Source organism: Brachybacterium avium, assembly GCF_002216795.1.
Classification (GTDB): Bacteria; Actinomycetota; Actinomycetes; order Actinomycetales; family Dermabacteraceae; genus Brachybacterium; species Brachybacterium avium.
This window is the reverse complement of sequence record NZ_CP022316.1, coordinates 911,703-928,184: the sequence shown is the minus strand read 5'-3', so window position 1 is coordinate 928,184 and position 16,482 is coordinate 911,703. Positions and strand designations below refer to the sequence as shown.

General features: G+C 68.4%; 25 protein-coding genes. 24 read left to right on the top strand and 1 reads right to left on the bottom strand.

Annotation, left to right across the window (positions count from 1 at the left end; genetic code table 11):
* Positions 1-4: 4 nt before the first annotated feature.
* From rplP to rpsQ, 3 genes are read left to right on the top strand one after another with little or no spacing between them, the layout of a single operon-like run.
* A complete protein-coding gene (gene rplP, locus CFK39_RS04260; protein WP_089064416.1) occupies positions 5-424 on the top strand; it encodes a 50S ribosomal protein L16 in 420 nt (139 codons plus the stop codon).
* Entirely contained in the window at positions 424-657 is a 234-nt protein-coding gene (rpmC, locus tag CFK39_RS04255; RefSeq protein WP_089064415.1) for a 50S ribosomal protein L29, read from the top strand. The genes rplP and rpmC overlap by 1 nt, the downstream gene beginning before the upstream one ends.
* 20 nt (positions 658-677) lie before the next feature.
* Positions 678-1,013: a 30S ribosomal protein S17 gene (gene rpsQ / locus CFK39_RS04250; protein WP_089064414.1), complete on the top strand. Its 336-nt coding sequence runs from the start codon at positions 678-680 to the stop codon at positions 1,011-1,013.
* Positions 1,014-1,208: 195 nt separating this feature from the next.
* Here the strand turns inward: rpsQ and CFK39_RS04245 are convergent, their stop codons facing one another.
* Positions 1,209-1,634, bottom strand: a complete 426-nt coding sequence (locus CFK39_RS04245) for a hypothetical protein (RefSeq protein WP_089064413.1) — start codon at positions 1,632-1,634, stop codon at positions 1,209-1,211.
* Positions 1,635-2,210: 576 nt separating this feature from the next.
* Here CFK39_RS04245 and rplN point away from each other — a divergent pair.
* The 21 genes from rplN (at position 2,211) to CFK39_RS04135 (ending at position 16,459) form a co-directional block, all read left to right on the top strand.
* Positions 2,211-2,579: a 50S ribosomal protein L14 gene (gene rplN / locus CFK39_RS04240; protein ID WP_089064412.1), complete on the top strand. Its 369-nt coding sequence runs from the start codon at positions 2,211-2,213 to the stop codon at positions 2,577-2,579.
* A 1-nt stretch (position 2,580) separates the two neighbouring features.
* Complete coding sequence (gene rplX / locus CFK39_RS04235; protein WP_089064411.1) at positions 2,581-2,967, top strand: 50S ribosomal protein L24; 387 nt, start codon at positions 2,581-2,583, stop codon at positions 2,965-2,967.
* Between the two features lies 1 nt (position 2,968).
* The gene (gene rplE / locus CFK39_RS04230; protein ID WP_089064410.1) at positions 2,969-3,538 is read left to right on the top strand and encodes a 50S ribosomal protein L5; all 570 of its coding nucleotides are present in this window, start codon (positions 2,969-2,971) and stop codon (positions 3,536-3,538) included.
* Position 3,539: 1 nt separating this feature from the next.
* On the top strand, positions 3,540-3,725 hold the full coding sequence (locus CFK39_RS04225; RefSeq protein ID WP_010550318.1) for a type Z 30S ribosomal protein S14: 186 nt from the start codon (positions 3,540-3,542) through the stop codon (positions 3,723-3,725).
* A gap of 72 nt (positions 3,726-3,797) precedes the next feature.
* Positions 3,798-4,196 carry a 30S ribosomal protein S8 gene (gene rpsH, locus CFK39_RS04220; RefSeq protein WP_089064409.1) on the top strand — a complete coding sequence of 133 codons (399 nt, stop codon included), beginning with the start codon at positions 3,798-3,800 and terminating at the stop codon, positions 4,194-4,196.
* A gap of 19 nt (positions 4,197-4,215) precedes the next feature.
* Complete coding sequence (rplF, locus tag CFK39_RS04215; protein ID WP_089064408.1) at positions 4,216-4,758, top strand: 50S ribosomal protein L6; 543 nt, start codon at positions 4,216-4,218, stop codon at positions 4,756-4,758.
* Between the two features lie 2 nt (positions 4,759-4,760).
* Positions 4,761-5,147, top strand: a complete 387-nt coding sequence (gene rplR, locus CFK39_RS04210; RefSeq protein ID WP_089066283.1) for a 50S ribosomal protein L18 — start codon at positions 4,761-4,763, stop codon at positions 5,145-5,147.
* A gap of 37 nt (positions 5,148-5,184) precedes the next feature.
* Positions 5,185-5,868 carry a 30S ribosomal protein S5 gene (rpsE, locus tag CFK39_RS04205; RefSeq protein ID WP_089064407.1) on the top strand — a complete coding sequence of 228 codons (684 nt, stop codon included), beginning with the start codon at positions 5,185-5,187 and terminating at the stop codon, positions 5,866-5,868.
* Entirely contained in the window at positions 5,865-6,047 is a 183-nt protein-coding gene (gene rpmD, locus CFK39_RS04200; RefSeq protein WP_157697220.1) for a 50S ribosomal protein L30, read from the top strand. Before rpsE ends, rpmD begins: the two co-directional genes overlap by 4 nt.
* Positions 6,048-6,049: 2 nt before the next feature.
* Positions 6,050-6,517: a 50S ribosomal protein L15 gene (gene rplO, locus CFK39_RS04195; RefSeq protein ID WP_089064405.1), complete on the top strand. Its 468-nt coding sequence runs from the start codon at positions 6,050-6,052 to the stop codon at positions 6,515-6,517.
* 165 nt (positions 6,518-6,682) lie between these two features.
* Positions 6,683-7,987 (top strand): preprotein translocase subunit SecY, encoded by a 1,305-nt coding sequence (gene secY / locus CFK39_RS04190; protein WP_089064404.1) that lies wholly within the window; start codon positions 6,683-6,685, stop codon positions 7,985-7,987.
* Positions 7,984-8,589, top strand: coding sequence for an adenylate kinase (locus CFK39_RS04185; RefSeq protein ID WP_089064403.1), 606 nt, complete (start codon positions 7,984-7,986; stop codon positions 8,587-8,589). The genes secY and CFK39_RS04185 overlap by 4 nt, the downstream gene beginning before the upstream one ends.
* Positions 8,586-9,434, top strand: coding sequence for a type I methionyl aminopeptidase (gene map, locus CFK39_RS04180; protein WP_089064402.1), 849 nt, complete (start codon positions 8,586-8,588; stop codon positions 9,432-9,434). Before CFK39_RS04185 ends, map begins: the two co-directional genes overlap by 4 nt.
* A gap of 377 nt (positions 9,435-9,811) precedes the next feature.
* On the top strand, positions 9,812-10,033 hold the full coding sequence (gene infA, locus CFK39_RS04175) for a translation initiation factor IF-1 (protein ID WP_089064401.1): 222 nt from the start codon (positions 9,812-9,814) through the stop codon (positions 10,031-10,033).
* 22 nt (positions 10,034-10,055) lie between these two features.
* Positions 10,056-10,169 carry a 50S ribosomal protein L36 gene (rpmJ, locus tag CFK39_RS04170; RefSeq protein WP_015776353.1) on the top strand — a complete coding sequence of 38 codons (114 nt, stop codon included), beginning with the start codon at positions 10,056-10,058 and terminating at the stop codon, positions 10,167-10,169.
* A gap of 198 nt (positions 10,170-10,367) precedes the next feature.
* Positions 10,368-10,742 carry a 30S ribosomal protein S13 gene (gene rpsM, locus CFK39_RS04165; protein ID WP_089064400.1) on the top strand — a complete coding sequence of 125 codons (375 nt, stop codon included), beginning with the start codon at positions 10,368-10,370 and terminating at the stop codon, positions 10,740-10,742.
* A gap of 104 nt (positions 10,743-10,846) precedes the next feature.
* Positions 10,847-11,251 (top strand): 30S ribosomal protein S11, encoded by a 405-nt coding sequence (gene rpsK, locus CFK39_RS04160; protein ID WP_089064399.1) that lies wholly within the window; start codon positions 10,847-10,849, stop codon positions 11,249-11,251.
* Between the two features lie 149 nt (positions 11,252-11,400).
* Positions 11,401-12,396: a DNA-directed RNA polymerase subunit alpha gene (locus CFK39_RS04155; protein WP_089064398.1), complete on the top strand. Its 996-nt coding sequence runs from the start codon at positions 11,401-11,403 to the stop codon at positions 12,394-12,396.
* Between the two features lie 27 nt (positions 12,397-12,423).
* Positions 12,424-12,903 (top strand): 50S ribosomal protein L17, encoded by a 480-nt coding sequence (gene rplQ, locus CFK39_RS04150; protein WP_089064397.1) that lies wholly within the window; start codon positions 12,424-12,426, stop codon positions 12,901-12,903.
* Between the two features lie 615 nt (positions 12,904-13,518).
* Positions 13,519-15,318, top strand: coding sequence for an S-layer homology domain-containing protein (locus CFK39_RS04140; RefSeq protein WP_089064395.1), 1,800 nt, complete (start codon positions 13,519-13,521; stop codon positions 15,316-15,318).
* A gap of 88 nt (positions 15,319-15,406) precedes the next feature.
* A complete protein-coding gene (locus tag CFK39_RS04135; RefSeq protein WP_089064394.1) occupies positions 15,407-16,459 on the top strand; it encodes a polysaccharide pyruvyl transferase family protein in 1,053 nt (350 codons plus the stop codon).
* Positions 16,460-16,482 lie beyond the last annotated feature (23 nt).

Below are 16,482 nucleotides of genomic sequence, written 5' to 3'. Positions count from 1 at the left end.
CGACATGCTGATCCCTCGCAGGACCAAGCACCGCAAGCAGTACCGCCCGCACCGCAGTGGCATGGCCAAGGGCGGCACCGACCTCGCGTTCGGCGACTACGGCATCCAGGCTCTCGAGCCCGCCTACGTCACCAACCGCCAGATCGAGGCCGCACGTATCGCCATGACCCGCTACATGAAGCGTGGCGGCAAGGTGTTCATCAACATCTTCCCCGATCGTCCGCTCACCAAGAAGCCTGCCGAGGTCCGCATGGGCTCCGGCAAGGGTTCGGTCGAGTGGTGGATCGCCAACATCAAGCCGGGACGGGTCATGTTCGAGATCGCCGGCGTCGAGGAGGAGGTGGCTCGCGAGGCACTCCGCCTGGCGCAGCACAAGCTTCCCATGAAGAGCCGCATCCTGAGCCGAGAGAGTGGTGACATCTGATGGCAGCGACCAAGCTCACCGCCGACGAACTCGACAAGCTGGACGACGCGAAGCTGGCCGAAGAGCTGGCGAAGGCGAAGGACGAGCTGTTCAAGCTCCGTTTCCAGTCCGCCACCGGCCAGCTCGAGAGCCCCGGCCGTCTGCGGTCCGTCAAGAAGGACATCGCACGGATCTACACGATCCTGCGCGAGCGCGAGCTGGGCATCCGTCAGGCGCCCGGCACCGCCGAGTGACCGCGAAGCGAGGAACAGAGATGACTGACAACACCCAGGCCGAGACCCCGGCCGCCGAGGAGCTCGAGGTGCTCGAGAAGGAGGGCGCGCACGCGTCGTCCTCCGAGCGCCCGTACCGCAAGACCGTCCGCGGTTTCGTGGTCTCCGACAAGATGGACAAGACCATCGTCGTCGAGGTCGAGGAGCGTGTGAAGCACGCTCGCTACAGCAAGGTCACGACCAAGACGAGCAAGTTCAAGGCCCACGACGAGGAGAACACCGCCGGCGTCGGCGACCGTGTCCTGGTCATGGAGACCCGCCCGACCTCCGCGACCAAGCGGTGGCGTCTGGTGGAGATCCTCGAACGCGCCAAGTGATCCCCGGGCGGCCCGCGTGACCGCCGAGGATTCCTGAGAAGGGCCGGTTCCCCCTGGGGGGAGCCGGCCCTTCTCGTCGTGCGCTCGGACCGGGCGGCGCGGGGGAGTGCTGTGGGGCTGCGCGACGGCGGCAGCGGGGCAGGGCGACGGGGCGGGCCGACGGAACGGGCCCGCGCCACGGGCCGACGGGGCCGGTCAGTGCGACCGGGCCACCTGGCGTGACAGGTGGATCAGCAGCGCTCCGGCCAGGGCGTCCTCCGCGTGCGGGGCCGGTACGTCCTGCGTCGCGCCGTCCGGAGCGCGCAGGGAGACGGAGTAGGAGCCGTCCTCGAGCCGTCGCAGCGCCAGGAAGGCCTCGCCGAGCGCGTCGCGCAGCTGGTCCTCCCGCGGGATCCAGAGCGCCTCGTGCTGCTCCACGGAGTCCAGCGCCCACTCGGTGGTGCCGTTGAAGCGGAACACCACGCGGCCGCTGCGGCTCGTCCCGGTCTCGACGACCATCGAGGAGAGCATGAACGGCTCGTCCCGCAGCTGAGCGTTGTCGATGACGAACAGGTCGCCGTCGGCCGGCGTCCAGGGGAGTCCGGCCTCACGGAGACGGCGTGCGATGTCGATGTCGATCATGTCCCGAACCTACGCCCCATGGCGCGGGAGCGCACGGGTCAGGTCGTGAGGGGGCCGTGCACCCGGCGGTGCTGTGCCAGCATGCGCACTGCGATTCGGGGGGCATGTGCTGGCTGGGCACCAGTGCGTGCAATCCCTCTGCACGTGCCCGGTCCTCTCCGGCCCGTTCCGGCGCCGGCCCGCCCCGCCCATCCCCCCCGCGAGATCAAGCACACACGGCTGTTCCGGCCGAACAGGGGTGACAGCCGCGGCCCGGACGCGTAGTCTTGAGCGGTTGCCGGAGAACTGGCGCCTCCACCCCTGCGGTGGGAGCGCAAGGAACCCGCGACAGGATCCGGCCCACCAGATCCATCCTCGTCGGAGACCTCGTACCAGAGGCGAACGCCCCGCGTTCACCAGGCCAGTGCGTGAGTCCGGCAGAGGGTTTTTTGGTGCCCGGGACCGGTCGACGGCAGCGCTCGGGGCCACAGTCGTGACCAGGGGCGACGTCGGGCATGGTCCAGATTCCGTTCCGCAAGGCTCGGCCCGCCCGCTCCCGCGAGCGGGAAGAGAACCGGTGAGACGATAGGAGAACGAGTGATTCAGCAGGAGTCGCGACTGAAGGTCGCCGACAACACGGGTGCCAAGGAGATTCTCTGCATCCGTGTTCTCGGTGGCTCCGGTCGCCGTTACGCCAGCATCGGCGACACCATCGTGGCGACCGTCAAGGACGCCATCCCCGGTGGCAACGTCAAAAAGGGCGACATCGTCAAGGCGGTCGTCGTCCGTACGTCCAAGGAGGTCCGTCGCATCGACGGCTCCTACATCCGCTTCGACGAGAACGCAGCGGTCATCCTCAAGACCGATGGCGAGCCGCGCGGTACCCGCATCTTCGGCCCCGTCGGCCGCGAGCTGCGGGACAAGCGCTTCATGAAGATCGTCTCGCTGGCACCGGAGGTGGTGTGACATGGCAAAGATGAAGATCAAGAAGGGCGACCTCGTCCAGGTGATCACCGGTCGCATCAGCGATGGTGACAAGGTCGCCGCGCGCGGCCTCGAAGCCGGCGACAAGGGCAAGCAGGGCCGCGTCCTGCAGGTGTTCCCCGATTCCCAGCGTGTGCTGGTCGAGGGCATCAACCGCCGCACCCATCACGTCAAGCCCAACCAGGCCGGCGGAGCGGGCGGCATCGAGCAGCGCGAGGCCACCATCCACGTCTCGAACGTGGCCCTGGTCGACCCGGAGGACAACAAGCCGACCAAGATCGGTTACCGCGTCGAGACCCTCGAGCTCGAGAACGGCCGTACCAAGCAGGTGCGCGTCCGCTTCGCGAAGCGCTCCGGGAAGGACATCTGAGATGAGCGAGACCGCCACCCAGGCGCCCACCCCGCGCCTGAAGAGCAAGTACAACGAGACCATCAAGACGCAGCTGACCGAGCAGTTCGGTTACAAGAACGTCATGCTGGTGCCCGGCCTGACCAAGATCGTCGTGAACATGGGCGTCGGCGACGCCGCTCGCGACTCCAAGGTCATCGACGGTGCCATCCGGGACCTCGCGGCCATCACCGGCCAGAAGCCCCAGGTGACCAAGGCGCGCAAGTCCATCGCGCAGTTCAAGCTGCGTGAGGGAATGCCGATCGGTGCGCACGTCACGCTGCGCAACGCCCGCATGTGGGAGTTCCTGGACCGTCTGCTGTCGACCGCTCTGCCCCGTATCCGTGACTTCCGGGGCCTGTCCCCGAAGCACTTCGACGGCAACGGCAACTACACCTTCGGTCTCACGGAGCAGGTCATGTTCCACGAGATCGACCAGGACAAGATCGACCGCGTCCGCGGTATGGACATCACGGTCGTGACCACCGCGAAGACCGACGACGAGGGACGCGCGCTGCTCAAGATGCTCGGCTTCCCCTTCAAGGAGAACTGATATGGCGAAGACAGCCCTGATCAAGAAGTCGGAGCGCAAGCCCAAGTTCGCGGTCCGCGCCTACACCCGGTGCCAGCGCTGCGGTCGCCCCCATTCGGTGTACCGCAAGTTCGGTCTCTGCCGTGTCTGCCTTCGCGAGATGGCTCACCGCGGAGAGCTCCCCGGCGTCACCAAGAGCAGCTGGTAAGGACTACCGCCAGAGGTCCCTCGGCGCACTCATCGCGTCAGAGGGAAACCAGGTGAGGAAGAAGCAACAGACATGACCATGACCGACCCGATCGCGGACATGCTCACGCGGATCCGTAACGCCTCAGGGGCGTACCACGAGACCGCGTCCATGCCGTATTCGAAGTTGAAGGTTCGCATCGCGGACATCCTGAAGGCTGAGGGCTACATCCTCGGTTGGACCGAGGAAGAGGCCGAGGTGGGCAGCAAGCTCGTCCTCGAGCTCAAGTACTCGGACAGCCGTGAGCGTGCCATCTCCGGGATCCGCCGCATCTCGAAGCCGGGCCTGCGTGTGTACGCGAAGTCCACCAATCTGCCCAAGGTGCTCGGCGGCCTGGGCGTGGCGATCCTGTCCACGTCCTCCGGCCTCCTGACCGACCGGCAGGCTGCCAAGAAGGGTGTGGGTGGGGAAGTCCTCGCCTACATCTGGTGAGCGGGAGAGGAGAACAGCTATGTCCCGCATCGGACTCCGACCGGTCGCAGTGCCGGCAGCAGTGCAGAACGTCGCCATCGAAGGTCGCACCGTCAAGGTGACCGGCCCCAAGGGGGAGCTCACCCACGAGGTGCCCGCACCCCTCACCGTCGCGCGCGGTGAGGACGGCACCATCATCGTGAGCCGCCCCGACGAGGAGCGCGAGACCAAGGCCCTCCACGGCCTGACCCGCACGCTCGTCAACAACATCGTCCTCGGCGTGACCGAGGGATTCACCAAGAAGCTGGAGATCGTGGGCACGGGCTACCGTGTCACCGCGAAGGGCACGGACCTCGAGTTCGCCCTCGGCTTCTCCCACCCCGTCGTGGTGAAGGCGCCCCAGGGCATCTCCTTCGCCGTCGAGTCCCCGACCAAGTTCTCGGTCAGCGGCATCTCGAAGCAGCAGGTGGGCGAGGTCGCGGCGAACATCCGCAAGATCCGCAGGCCCGAGCCCTACAAGGGCAAGGGTGTGCGGTACGCCGACGAGACCGTGGTCCGCAAGGCCGGAAAGGCTGGTAAGTGATCATGGGTTACGCACTCAAGCACACCAAGGGCAACCGCGGCAGCAAGCTGCGTTCGCGCGGCCGTCGTCACCTGCGGGTCCGCCGTCGCGTCGTCGGCACCGCCCAGCGTCCCCGCCTGGTGGTCACCCGTTCGGCGCGCCACGTCTTCGTGCAGGTCGTCGACGACGCCCTGGGCAAGACGATCGCGTCGGCCTCGACCATGGAGGCGGACCTCCGCAGCTCGGAGAACACCAAGTCGGACAAGGCCCGCAGCGTCGGGACCCTGGTCGCCGAGCGTGCCAAGGCCGCCGGGATCGACTCCGTCGTGTTCGACCGCGGCGGCAACAAGTACCACGGTCGCGTGGCCGCCGTCGCTGACGGTGCCCGCGAGGCAGGCCTGGCGCTGTGATCGCCGCCCGGACACAGGACGAGAAGAGGATCTGAATATGGCTGCACAGCAGCGGAACAACGGTCCCGCGGCCTCCGGCCGTGGGAACGACAACTCCAACAACAGCAACGATCGCGGACGCCAGGGCGGCGACCGCGGTGGACGCCAGGGTGGCCGCGGCCGCGGCCAGGAAGCCGAGAAGTCGGCGTTCCTGGAGCGCGTCGTGAGCATCAACCGCGTGTCGAAGGTCGTCAAGGGCGGCCGTCGTTTCTCCTTCACCGCCCTCGTGGTGGTGGGTGACGGCGACGGCACCGTCGGTGTCGGCTACGGCAAGGCCAAGGAGGTCCCCGCGGCGATCTCCAAGGGTGTCGAGGAGGCGAAGAAGAACTTCTTCCGCGTCCCGCGCATCCAGGGCACCGTCGTGCACCAGGTCCAGGGTGAGGATGCGGCGGGCGTCGTCCTGCTGCGCCCGGCCGCCCCGGGCACCGGTGTGATCGCCGGCGGTCCGGTCCGCGCCGTCCTCGAGTGCGCCGGAGTGCACGACGTGCTCTCCAAGTCGCTCGGTTCGACCAACCAGATCAACATCGTGCGGGCGACCGTCGATGCGCTGAAGCAGCTCGAGGAGCCGGAGGCCGTGGCAGCTCGTCGCGGTCTCGCGGTCGAGGACGTCGCCCCGGCGGCGCTCCTCCGGGCCCAGGCCGAGGGCCGCGCAGCGGCCCGCGCGGAGAAGGTGGGTGCCTGATGCAGATCAAGGTGACCCAGACCCGTTCCGAGATCGGCGGCAACCAGACCCAGCGAGCCACCCTGCGAGGCCTCGGCCTCAAGCACGTCGGTGACACCGTGGTGAAGGAAGACCGCCCTGAGATCCGCGGCATGATCCGCGCCGTCACCCACCTGGTGACGTTCGAAGAGGTGGACTGAAGATGAGCACTGAAGACCAGAACGCAGCATCGCCGTTGAAGCTTCACGACCTGCGCCCCGCGCCGGGTTCGAAGACCGCACGCACCCGCGTCGGTCGAGGTGAGGCCTCCAAGGGCAAGACCGCCGGTCGCGGTACCAAGGGCACCAAGGCCCGGTACCAGGTGCCGGCAGGCTTCGAGGGCGGGCAGATCCCGCTGCACATGCGGCTGCCGAAGCTTCGCGGCTTCACCAACCCCTTCCGCGTCGAGTACCAGGTCGTGAACCTGGCGACCCTGCAGGAGCTGTTCCCCGAGGGCGGCACCGTCACGGTCGAGGAGCTCGTCGCCAAGGGCGCCGTGCGCAAGAACCAGCCCGTCAAGGTGCTCGGTTCGGGCGATGTGAGCGTCAAGCTCGACATCACCGCGCAGAAGTTCTCCGCTTCGGCGGAGCAGAAGATCGCGGCGGCTGGCGGGTCCGTCACCACCGCGTGAGTCTTTTTTGACGGGGCACTGCGGCGCAGAATATTCTGCTCTGCGGTGCCCCGTCGTCATATCTCGTGGTCACACGGGGCCGGTCCGACGGCCGCGCTGATCCCGCGGCACCGGGACGGGCATGACACCCTAGGTCCCGTCCCCGGACCTCCAGGAGGGAAACAGGTGAACTCGTTCGTGCGCGCGCTGCGCACCCCCGAGCTGAGGATGAAGATCCTCTTCACGCTCGGTCTGCTCGCCGTCTATCGCTTCGGCGTCTTCGTCCCCACCCCGGGATTCGACGCCACCAACGTGATGATGTGTGCAGACCAGGCGGCCTCGGACGGTGGGTCCAACGTTCTGGGCATGGTCAACATGTTCTCCGGTGGTGCCCTGCTGCAGCTCTCCGTCTTCGCCCTCGGCGTGATGCCCTACATCACCGCCTCGATCATCGTGCAGCTGCTGCGCGTGGTCATCCCGCGGTTCGAGGCCCTCCACAAGGAGGGCGCCTCCGGCACCGCGAAGCTCACCCAGTACACGCGCTACCTGACCATCGGTCTGGGCGTGCTGCAGTCGACCACCATCATCACGCTGGTGCGCTCGGGCAACTTCTTCGTCGGCTGCAACCTCGAGCTGGTCCCGGACCAGTCGATCCCGACCCTGCTGACCATGGTGCTGACGATGACCGTCGGCACTGTGCTGATCATGTTCATGGGCGAGATGATCACCGAGCGCGGCGTCGGCAACGGCATGTCGCTGATGATCTTCACCTCGATCGCGGCAGCCTTCCCCGCCTCCTTCGGGCAGGTCTTCCAGATGCAGGGATGGCTGACCTTCTCGCTGGTCATCCTCCTGGCCCTGGTGATCATGGTGGGGATGGTGTTCGTCGAGCAGGCGCAGCGGCGGATCCCGGTGCAGTACGCCAAGCGCATGGTCGGCCGCCGCATGTACGGCGGGACCTCCACCTATATCCCGGTGAAGGTCAACCAGGCCGGCGTCATCCCGGTGATCTTCGCGGCCTCGATCCTGGCGCTGCCGCAGATGGCCAGCTCCTTCGGGGATCCGCAGGCGGGGTGGGTGCAGTGGGTCAACGCGCACCTGGTCATGGGCTTCTCGTTCTCCTGGATCTATGCCGTGGTCTACGTGACCCTGATCGTCTTCTTCGCGTTCTTCTACACCTCGATCACCTTCAACGCCGAGGAGATCGCGGACAACATGAAGAAGTACGGGGGCTTCGTCCCCAATGTCCGCGCGGGTCGGCCCACCGAGCGCTACCTGCGCTACGTGATCAACCGGATCCAGTCCGCGGGCGCCGTGTACCTCGCGGTGATCTGCCTGATCCCGCTGATCGCACTCGTCTATCTCGGAACCTCGCAGGACTTCCCGCTCGGCGGCGTGTCCCTGCTGATCATCATCGGTGTCGGCCTCGATACGGTGAAGCAGATCGATGCGAAGCTCCAACAGCACCACTACGAAGGGATCCTCCGGTGAACACTTCGACCACCGATTCCGTGTCCGCCACGGCTCGCCGCCTGCTGATCGTCGGCCCGCCCGGAGCGGGCAAGGGCACCCAGGCCGTGCGCATCGCCGAGGAGCTGTCCATCCCCGCGATCTCCACCGGGGACATCTTCCGTGCCAACGTCTCCGGTCAGACCGAGCTCGGCGTCCTCGCGAAGTCCTTCATGGACAAGGGCGAGTACGTCCCGGACTCCGTCACCAATGACATGGTGCGCTCGCGCCTGGCGGAGGACGACGCGCAGGACGGCTTCCTGCTGGACGGCTACCCCCGCACGCTCGACCAGGTCGAGGCGCTGGACGGGATGCTGGCCGAGCTGGACGCCTCGCTCGACGCGGTCCTGCTGCTCGTGGTCGAGACCGAGGAGGTCGTGGGCCGTCTCGTCGCGCGCGGCGAGGAGCAGGGGCGCAGCGACGACACGGAGGAGACCATCCGCCGCCGCCTCGACGTCTACGCCGAGCAGACCGCCCCGCTGATCGACGTCTACGAGAAGCGCGCCCTGGTGCGCCGGGTCGACGGCATGGCCTCGATCGACGAGGTCACGGCCGCACTGCGTGAGGCCCTCGCCGGCCGATGAGCTTCCTGCCGGAGCGGGTGGAGCTGAAGACTCCCGAGCAGATCCTGGTGATGCGGCGCAGCGGCAAGCTGCTCCACCGCGTCCACGAGATGCTCGCGGAGCGGATCCGGCCCGGGATCACCACGAACCAGCTGGACACCCTCGCGCACGACATGATCCGGGACGCGGGGGCGACCCCGAACTTCCTGGGCTATCAGGGCTATCCGGCCACGCTGTGCATCAGCGTCAACGACGTCGTGGTCCACGGCATCCCTGATGACCGTCCGTTGCAGGACGGGGACATCGTCTCCATCGACGGTGGGCTGATCATCGAGGGCTGGCACTCCGATGCCGCCCGCACCCACGTGGTCGGCCAGCCGCGCTCCGTCGCGGATGCGGAGCTGGTGCGCATCACCCGCGAGGCACTGTGGACGGGCATCGCGGCGCTGGCCTCCGCCGAACGGGTGGGGGAGATCGGCGCCGCGATCGAGGACTTCGTCGCCGACGCCGCGGGGGAGTCGCTCTCCCATCTCGAAGGCTTCGGCGGGCACGGCATCGGCACCGCCATGCATCAGCCCCCCGATGTCATGAACTACCGCACCCGGTCCCGGGGGCCGAAGGTGCGCACCGGCATGTGCCTGGCCATCGAACCGATGCTGATCCAGGGCCCGGGCAACTGGGAGCTCGAGGACGACGACTGGACCGTGCGGGCCACCGCCGGGGGGCGTGCCGCGCACGGCGAGCACTCCGTCGCCGTGACCGAGCAGGGCCTGCTGGTGCTCACCGAGGGCGACGGCGGCGCTGCCGAGCTCGCGCTGCGCGGGGTGGTCGCCGCACCCGACCCGCTAGACGACGCCGACGGCTGAGGGCCGGTCGACGGCCGAGCGTCGACGGGGCCGCGAATCGACGCCGGCGGTCGGATCCGGCGTCGGCACCGGGACCCTCACCCGGCAGTGTGACGTGACCGGCGTCATCGCCCCCAGCTCTCGCCTCGATGGGGAGGCGCGTGTAGGCTGATCCATCGGGTGTGCTCCGCGCGCGTCGTCCCCTTCGCAGGTCGTGCAGTCCCGTCGTGCCGACTTCTCGACCGGCTCTGCCGTGTCGATCAGCGAGACCGACGATTCGCCGAGGCGTCACCCGTGTCGACCACCGCACCGTCACCCGACGGTCGGTGAGCACGGCCTGAGGAATCAGGAACGCGGAACTCGGACCCGGCTTGCCGGAGGCGAGAGATTGGGGAGGCATGGCGAAGAAGGACGGCGTGATCGAGGTCGAAGGTCGAGTCACGGAGGCGCTCGCGAATGCGCGGTTCCGGGTCGAGCTCGACAACGGGCACAAGGTGCTCGCGCACATCTCCGGGAAGATGCGCCAGCACTACATCCGCATCCTTCCCGAGGACCGTGTGGTCGTCGAGCTGAGCCCCTACGACCTCGACCGCGGCCGCATCGTGTACCGCTACAAGTGATCGTCCCGGGAGAAGGAAAGCAATGAAGGTCAAGCCGAGCGTCAAGCCGATCTGTGACAACTGCAAGGTGATCCGTCGCCACGCGCGAGTCATGGTCATCTGCTCGAACCCCCGTCACAAGCAGCGCCAGGGCTGAGTCCCCGGCCGTTGCCGTGACCGCCGCCTCGAGCGGCGCGCCCGTCAAGGGCACCGCCCGCACCGCGGGCACACAAGAGAAGAGACGATTCCACCGGCGCGAGCCGGCCACCCGCAGTACGGAGGCTGCGGCGTCCCGGGAACAGACCCGAGGGCGAGGGATCGGATCAGGCCTCCGAGACAGTAGGAGAATCTGCACATGGCACGTCTGGTGGGAGTGGACCTTCCGCGCGAAAAGCGCCTCGAAGTCGCCCTGACGTACATCTTCGGCATGGGACGCACCCGCGCCCTGGAGACCCTGGCCGCAACCGGCGTCTCCGGCGACCTGCGCGTCCGCGAGGTCAGCGATGAGGACTTCGTCAAGCTGCGCGATCACATCGAAGAGCAGTACATGATCGAGGGCGACCTGCGCCGTGAGGTCGCCGCGGACATCCGCCGCAAGGTCGAGATCGGCAGCTACCAGGGCCTGCGCCACCGCCGTGGCCTGCCCGTCCACGGTCAGCGCACGAAGACCAACGCGCGCACCCGCAAGGGCCCGAAGCGCACGGTCGCCGGCAAGAAGAAGACCCGCTGATCCACGGCATCTGCCGTCGATCCGCGGGCATCTTCTGACCCGTAGTCACTTCGCGCCGCTGAGGGATCCGGCGCACCCCACATCCACCAGAGGAGTTCTGCCGTATGGCAACCAAGACCCGTCAGGCCGCCGCGCGCAAGCCGCGCCGCAAGGACAAGAAGAACATCGTCAACGGCCAGGCCCACATCAAGAGCACGTTCAACAACACCATCGTGTCCATCTCGGACCCGACCGGTGCGGTCATCTCCTGGGCCTCCGCCGGCCAGGTCGGCTTCAAGGGCTCGCGCAAGTCGACCCCCTACGCCGCGCAGATGGCCGCCGAGTCCGCTGCCCGCCAGGCGCAGGAGCACGGCCTGAAGAAGGTCGACGTCTTCGTCAAGGGCCCGGGCTCGGGCCGCGAGACCGCGATCCGCTCGCTCACCGCGACCGGCCTCGAGGTCGGTTCGATCCAGGACGTCACCCCGCAGCCGCACAACGGCACCCGCCCGGCCAAGCGCCGCCGCGTCTGATCTCGTCGGCCGGGACGGAGCCTGCGGCTGCGCCCCGGCCGTGCCGTGCGCTGCGTCGCCGCGCACGGCACCCTGGACACCACTCACCTGCTAGGCCCACCGCCCCCTTCTGAGCGTCATATGGCGGACGCTCGCGGAAAGGATCCACAGTGCTCATTGCACAGCGCCCCACGCTGACCGAAGAGGTCGTGTCGGAGAACCGCTCCCGGTTCGTCATCGAGCCGCTCGAGCCGGGCTTCGGCTACACCCTCGGCAACTCACTGCGTCGCACGCTGCTGTCCTCCATCCCCGGCGCCGCGGTCACCTCGATCCGCATCGACGGTGTGCTGCACGAGTTCAGCACCGTCCCCGGCGTCAAGGAGGACATCACCGAGGTCATCCTCAACATCAAGAACCTCGTCGTCTCCTCGGAGAACGATGAGCCCGTCGTGATGTACCTGCGGCGCGAAGAGGCCGGCCACGTCACCGCCGCCGACATCACCCCGCCGGCCGGTGTGGAGATCCACAACCCCGACCTGCACATCGCGACCCTCAACGAGAAGGGCCGCCTGGAGATCGAGCTGATCGTCGAGCGCGGTCGCGGCTACGTCTCCGCCTCGCAGAACAAGGGCGTGGACGGCGAGATCGGCCGCGTCCCGGTCGACTCGATCTACTCGCCCGTGCTCAAGGTGACCTACAAGGTCGAGGCGACCCGAGTCGAGCAGCGTACCGACTTCGACAAGCTGATCGTCGACGTCGAGACCAAGCCGGCCATCTCCGCGCGTGACGCGGTGGCCTCGGCCGGCAAGACCCTGGTCGAGCTGTTCGGTCTGGCCCACGAGCTGAACCAGGAGGCGGAGGGCATCGAGATCGGCCCCTCGCCCACCGATCAGGCTCTGGCCGCCGATCTGGCGCTGCCGATCAACGACCTGAACCTCACGGTGCGGTCGTACAACTGCCTGATGCGCGAGGGTGTTCACACCGTCGGTGAGCTGACCGCCCGTTCCGAGGCCGATCTGCTCGACATCCGCAACTTCGGCCAGAAGTCCATCGATGAGGTCAAGGCCAAGCTCGCCGACCTCGGACTGTCGCTGAAGGACTCCCCGGCCGGCTTCGACCCGTCGGCCCTGGACTCCTACTCCGACGACTTCGGCGACCAGTACTGACCTTAATTTTCTTCAAGGAGAACGACCATGCCTGCACCCACCAAGGGCGCGCGCCTCGGCGGATCCCCCGCTCATGAGCGGATGATCCTGTCGGGTCTCGCCACCGAGCTGTTCCGCCACAAGGCGATCACCACCACCGAGACCAAGGCCAAGCGCCTGCGCCCCCACGCGGAGCGCCTCATCACCCACGCGAAGAAGGGCGATCTCGCCGCTCGCCGCCGTGTCATGGAGACCATCCGTGACAAGGGCGTCGTGTACACGCTGTTCGAGGAGATCGCCCCGACCTTCTCGGAGCGTCCCGGCGGCTACACCCGGATCACCAAGGTGGCCCCCCGCAGGGGCGACAACGCCCCCATGGCGGTCATCGAGCTGGTCACCGAGGAGTACTCCCCGAAGCAGGCTGTGGTGAAGGAGGCCGAGGGCGCCGCCAAGAACGCCTCGAAGGCCGACGACACCGCCGCCGAGGAGAGCACCACCGAGGCCTCGGAAGAGAGCACCGAGGGCTGAGCAGCGTCTGACGCCGCACCTCGAGGAGGGCGGGTCGCAGGGAGAGATCCCGGCGGCCCGCCCTCCTCGTCATTCGGGACGCGGTGCTCATCCCGCCGGCGGGTGACGACGCAGGGGCGCGGTGGTATCCGGACAAAACCCCGCGTATCGCCGCCGGGGAGACGCGGATCTCCTGCCTGTGCCGAATCGTGATCAGCGGCGCGGGACGGATCGGCAGGGGTGGGCTAGCGTGGCGAAGGGTGCGGCCCTGCCCGGGCGCTCCGTGCTCTGCCATGGTGCCCCGTGCCGCGCCCGGTCCCGTCCTCTTCTCCCCGGAGCTGTCCCCATGTCTCAGCGGCACCTTCCCCCCGCCACCGACGCCCGTTCGTCCCTCTCCCGCCGCACGCTGCTCGCGGCCACCGCCGCCGCGGTCCCCGCCGCGACGGCAGTGCTCAGTGTCGCCCCGGCCCTGGCCGACCCCTCGGTGACGGGCGGCGAGACCCGCATCGTCGACGTGCCGCTCGCGGAGGTGCCGCTCGTCGAGGTCGACGGCTCGCAGGCCCGCGACCTGGCAGAGCAGCCGGCCACCATGATCGGTGTGACCTGGCCCGAGGAGATCGATGCCCCGAGGTCCAGGTGCGAGGGCTCGATCCCGACGGCGAGTGGACCCAGTGGCTGGCCCTGGAGCCTGCCGAGGACCCGGAGACCGGTCAGGCGATCGCCGGCACGGAGGCGGTCTGGCTCGGTGTGGTCTCTGCCCTGCAGATCCGCGCGGAGCTCGATGGCACCGATGTCACCGAGCAGCTCGTCGCCCATGTGGTGACCACCTCGCCGGCTCCGGCCGACGAACAGGTGGTCGCCCTCGCGGACGCCCCGGCGACCGATACCGCGTCCGCCGGCAGCGAGACAGCGCAGGCACAGCCCCGGCAGCTGCGCACGATGAGCGCTGCCTCGGCCGTCAACCCGGCCACTCCCGCGCTGGTGGGTGCGCCATCCTTCACCTCCCGGGCCGCCTGGGGCGCCGATGAGTCCCGGGTTCGCTCCACCCGCGGCGCAGACCAGCTCAAGTCCGTGGTCATCCACCACACGGCCGGGACCAACAGCTATACCAGGGCGGAGTCCGCGCAGCTCGTGCGCGGGATCCTGTACTACCACACGGCCACGCTGGGCTGGGCGGACATCGGTTACAACATGCTGGTCTCCAAGTACGGGCAGATCTTCGAAGGACGGGGCGGAGGCCTGCACCGCAACATCGTCGGGGCGCACGCCTACGGCTTCAACACCGGCTCCTTCGGGATCTCCGTGATGGGCGACTACAGCAGCTCCGCCCCGCCGCGGGCGGCACAGGACGCGGTCTCCCACCTGGTCGGCTGGAAGCTGCTGAGTACCTTCCATACGGACGTGAAAGGCTCGGTCACCTGGAGCACCGCGGCGGGCACCAAGAAATCCTCGGGCGACACGGTCAAGATGCCGAGGATGTTCGGCCACCGCGACGTGAACTACACCGAGTGCCCGGGAGACGGCCTCTACGCCCGGTTCGGCAGTATCCGCAATGATGCCCAGCGCTCCAACGACGGCGGCTGGAAGGAGCACCTGTGGGCCTTCGAGGGGGCGGGCGGCGCCTCGGCGCTCGGCTCTGTGGTCAGGAGCGCCCACCGCACCGGACCGTTTACGGCGACCCAGCTCACCAAGGGTCTCGTGCTCCAGGAGGGCGGGAATGCGGCGGGCTATGCGACGCCCTTCGGTGCGCAGTGGCGCTCTGGCTGGGGCCGTCCCGTCCGCAATGACTCCCGGGACGGGGAACGGCGGATCCAGCCCTTCGAGAGCGGCACCGCGGCGCTCGAGGACGGTGCAGTCCGCTTCGTCCAGCCCGTCTTCCGCGACGTGGCCCCGGAACGGGTGTTCTTCCTCGAGATCCAGGATCTCTTCGCCGCGGGCGTGACCGAGGGGTGGGGCAGCGGCAGCAGCCGCACCTTCCAGCCCAATAGCAACAACCTGCGCGACGCGATGATCGTGTTCATCTATCGCGCGATGGGGTCGCCGACCTACTCGGCGCCGCGGACCTCGCCCTTCCGCGATGTGGATCCGGGCTTCGTCTTCTACAGGGAGATCTGCTGGGCCTACGACGAGGGCATCACCAACGGCTGGGGCAGCGGCAGCAACCGCACCTTCCGTCCCCTGGTGCCGGTCAAGCGCGATGCCGTCGCCGCTTTCCTGTACCGTGCCGCCGGTGAGCCTGCGGCCAGTCCCTCTGGCGCCGACCAGTTCGTCGACGTCTCCCGTGACCACATCTTCGCCAAGGAGATCGGGTGGCTCGCGACCTCCGGCATCAGCCGCGGCTGGAGCGATGGGACCTTCCGTCCGGACGCCTACATCAAGCGTGACCAGATGGCCACCTTCGTGATGCGCTGGATGAAGCTCACCGGACGGTTCTGAGGTGCGCGGATTCCGTCGGCGCACACCGGCTCCTGAGCCGGCACCGAGGTTCCAGGGGCCGCTGCGCGCGCCCCTGTACCTGGTGTCCATGGCGTCCTATCCGAACTTCGGTGACGAGCTGATCGCGCGGCGCTGGCTCGAGCACCTGGCCCGGCACCGGCCCGAGGACGAGGTCTGGCTGGACTGCCGCCATCCGGGGACCGCGAACGCGCTGTTCGGCGGGATCCATCCGCACCTCCGCGTCACCGATGCTGTGTTCCGGACCGTCGAGGACTCCCTGCGCGGATCTCGGCGCAGCGTCGAGGACATCGTGACCGGCCTGGGCACACCGCTGTTCGATGCGCCGCTGCTGGCCCTGCGGGAGGCGCAGAGCCTGCACCTGCTCGGCGGCGGCTTCCTCAATGCGGTGTGGCCGGAGAACGATCTCCTCGTCGACGTGCTGCGGGCCGCCTCCCGGATCAGCGGCGCTCCGCTGATCGCGACCGGGCAGGGGCTCGCCCCCTTCGGGCCGGAGACGCTCCAGGGCTTCGACCATGTCAGCGTGCGCGATGCTCCGAGCGCGCAGCGGCTCGGGATCGCCCAGGGCGTCGACGACGCGTATCTCGTGGACGCCCTGCCGGTGCCGGATCGCTCCGCGCCGACGGAGCTGGTGCTGTGCGTCCAATCCGATGCGATCGACGACGGGGCGTTCGAACGGCTGCTGGGGCACGTGCGCCGCACCGTCGAGCACTCCGGGATCCCGCGGGAGCGGATCCGCTACGTGGAGGCGCTGCCGGGAGGTGACTACGCGGGCTATGACCGGCTGCGCGACCTGGTGGCAGACGACGGATTCATCCCCTTCACCCGGTTCTGGCGCGGCGAATTCGCCCCCGCGGCGCACCAGATCTGGCTCAGCACCCGCTTCCATCACCACCTGATCGCCTCGTTGCATGGCGCGCGGGGGATCGCATTGAGCGCCAAGGCGGGTTACTACGACATCAAGCACGGCTCGCTGGCCGACGGCGGCAGCGGCTGGAGCATCCAGGACGGCAGCGGTGGAGCTCCGGACCTCCGGGCGCTGCCGGAGCCCCGGTCCGCAGCGGCCGGCGTCCGGATGAAGGTCGACGAGGCTCGGCTGCTGTACGGCGACGACGGAGCCTGAGCCCGTCCTGCCCGACCCGCCCG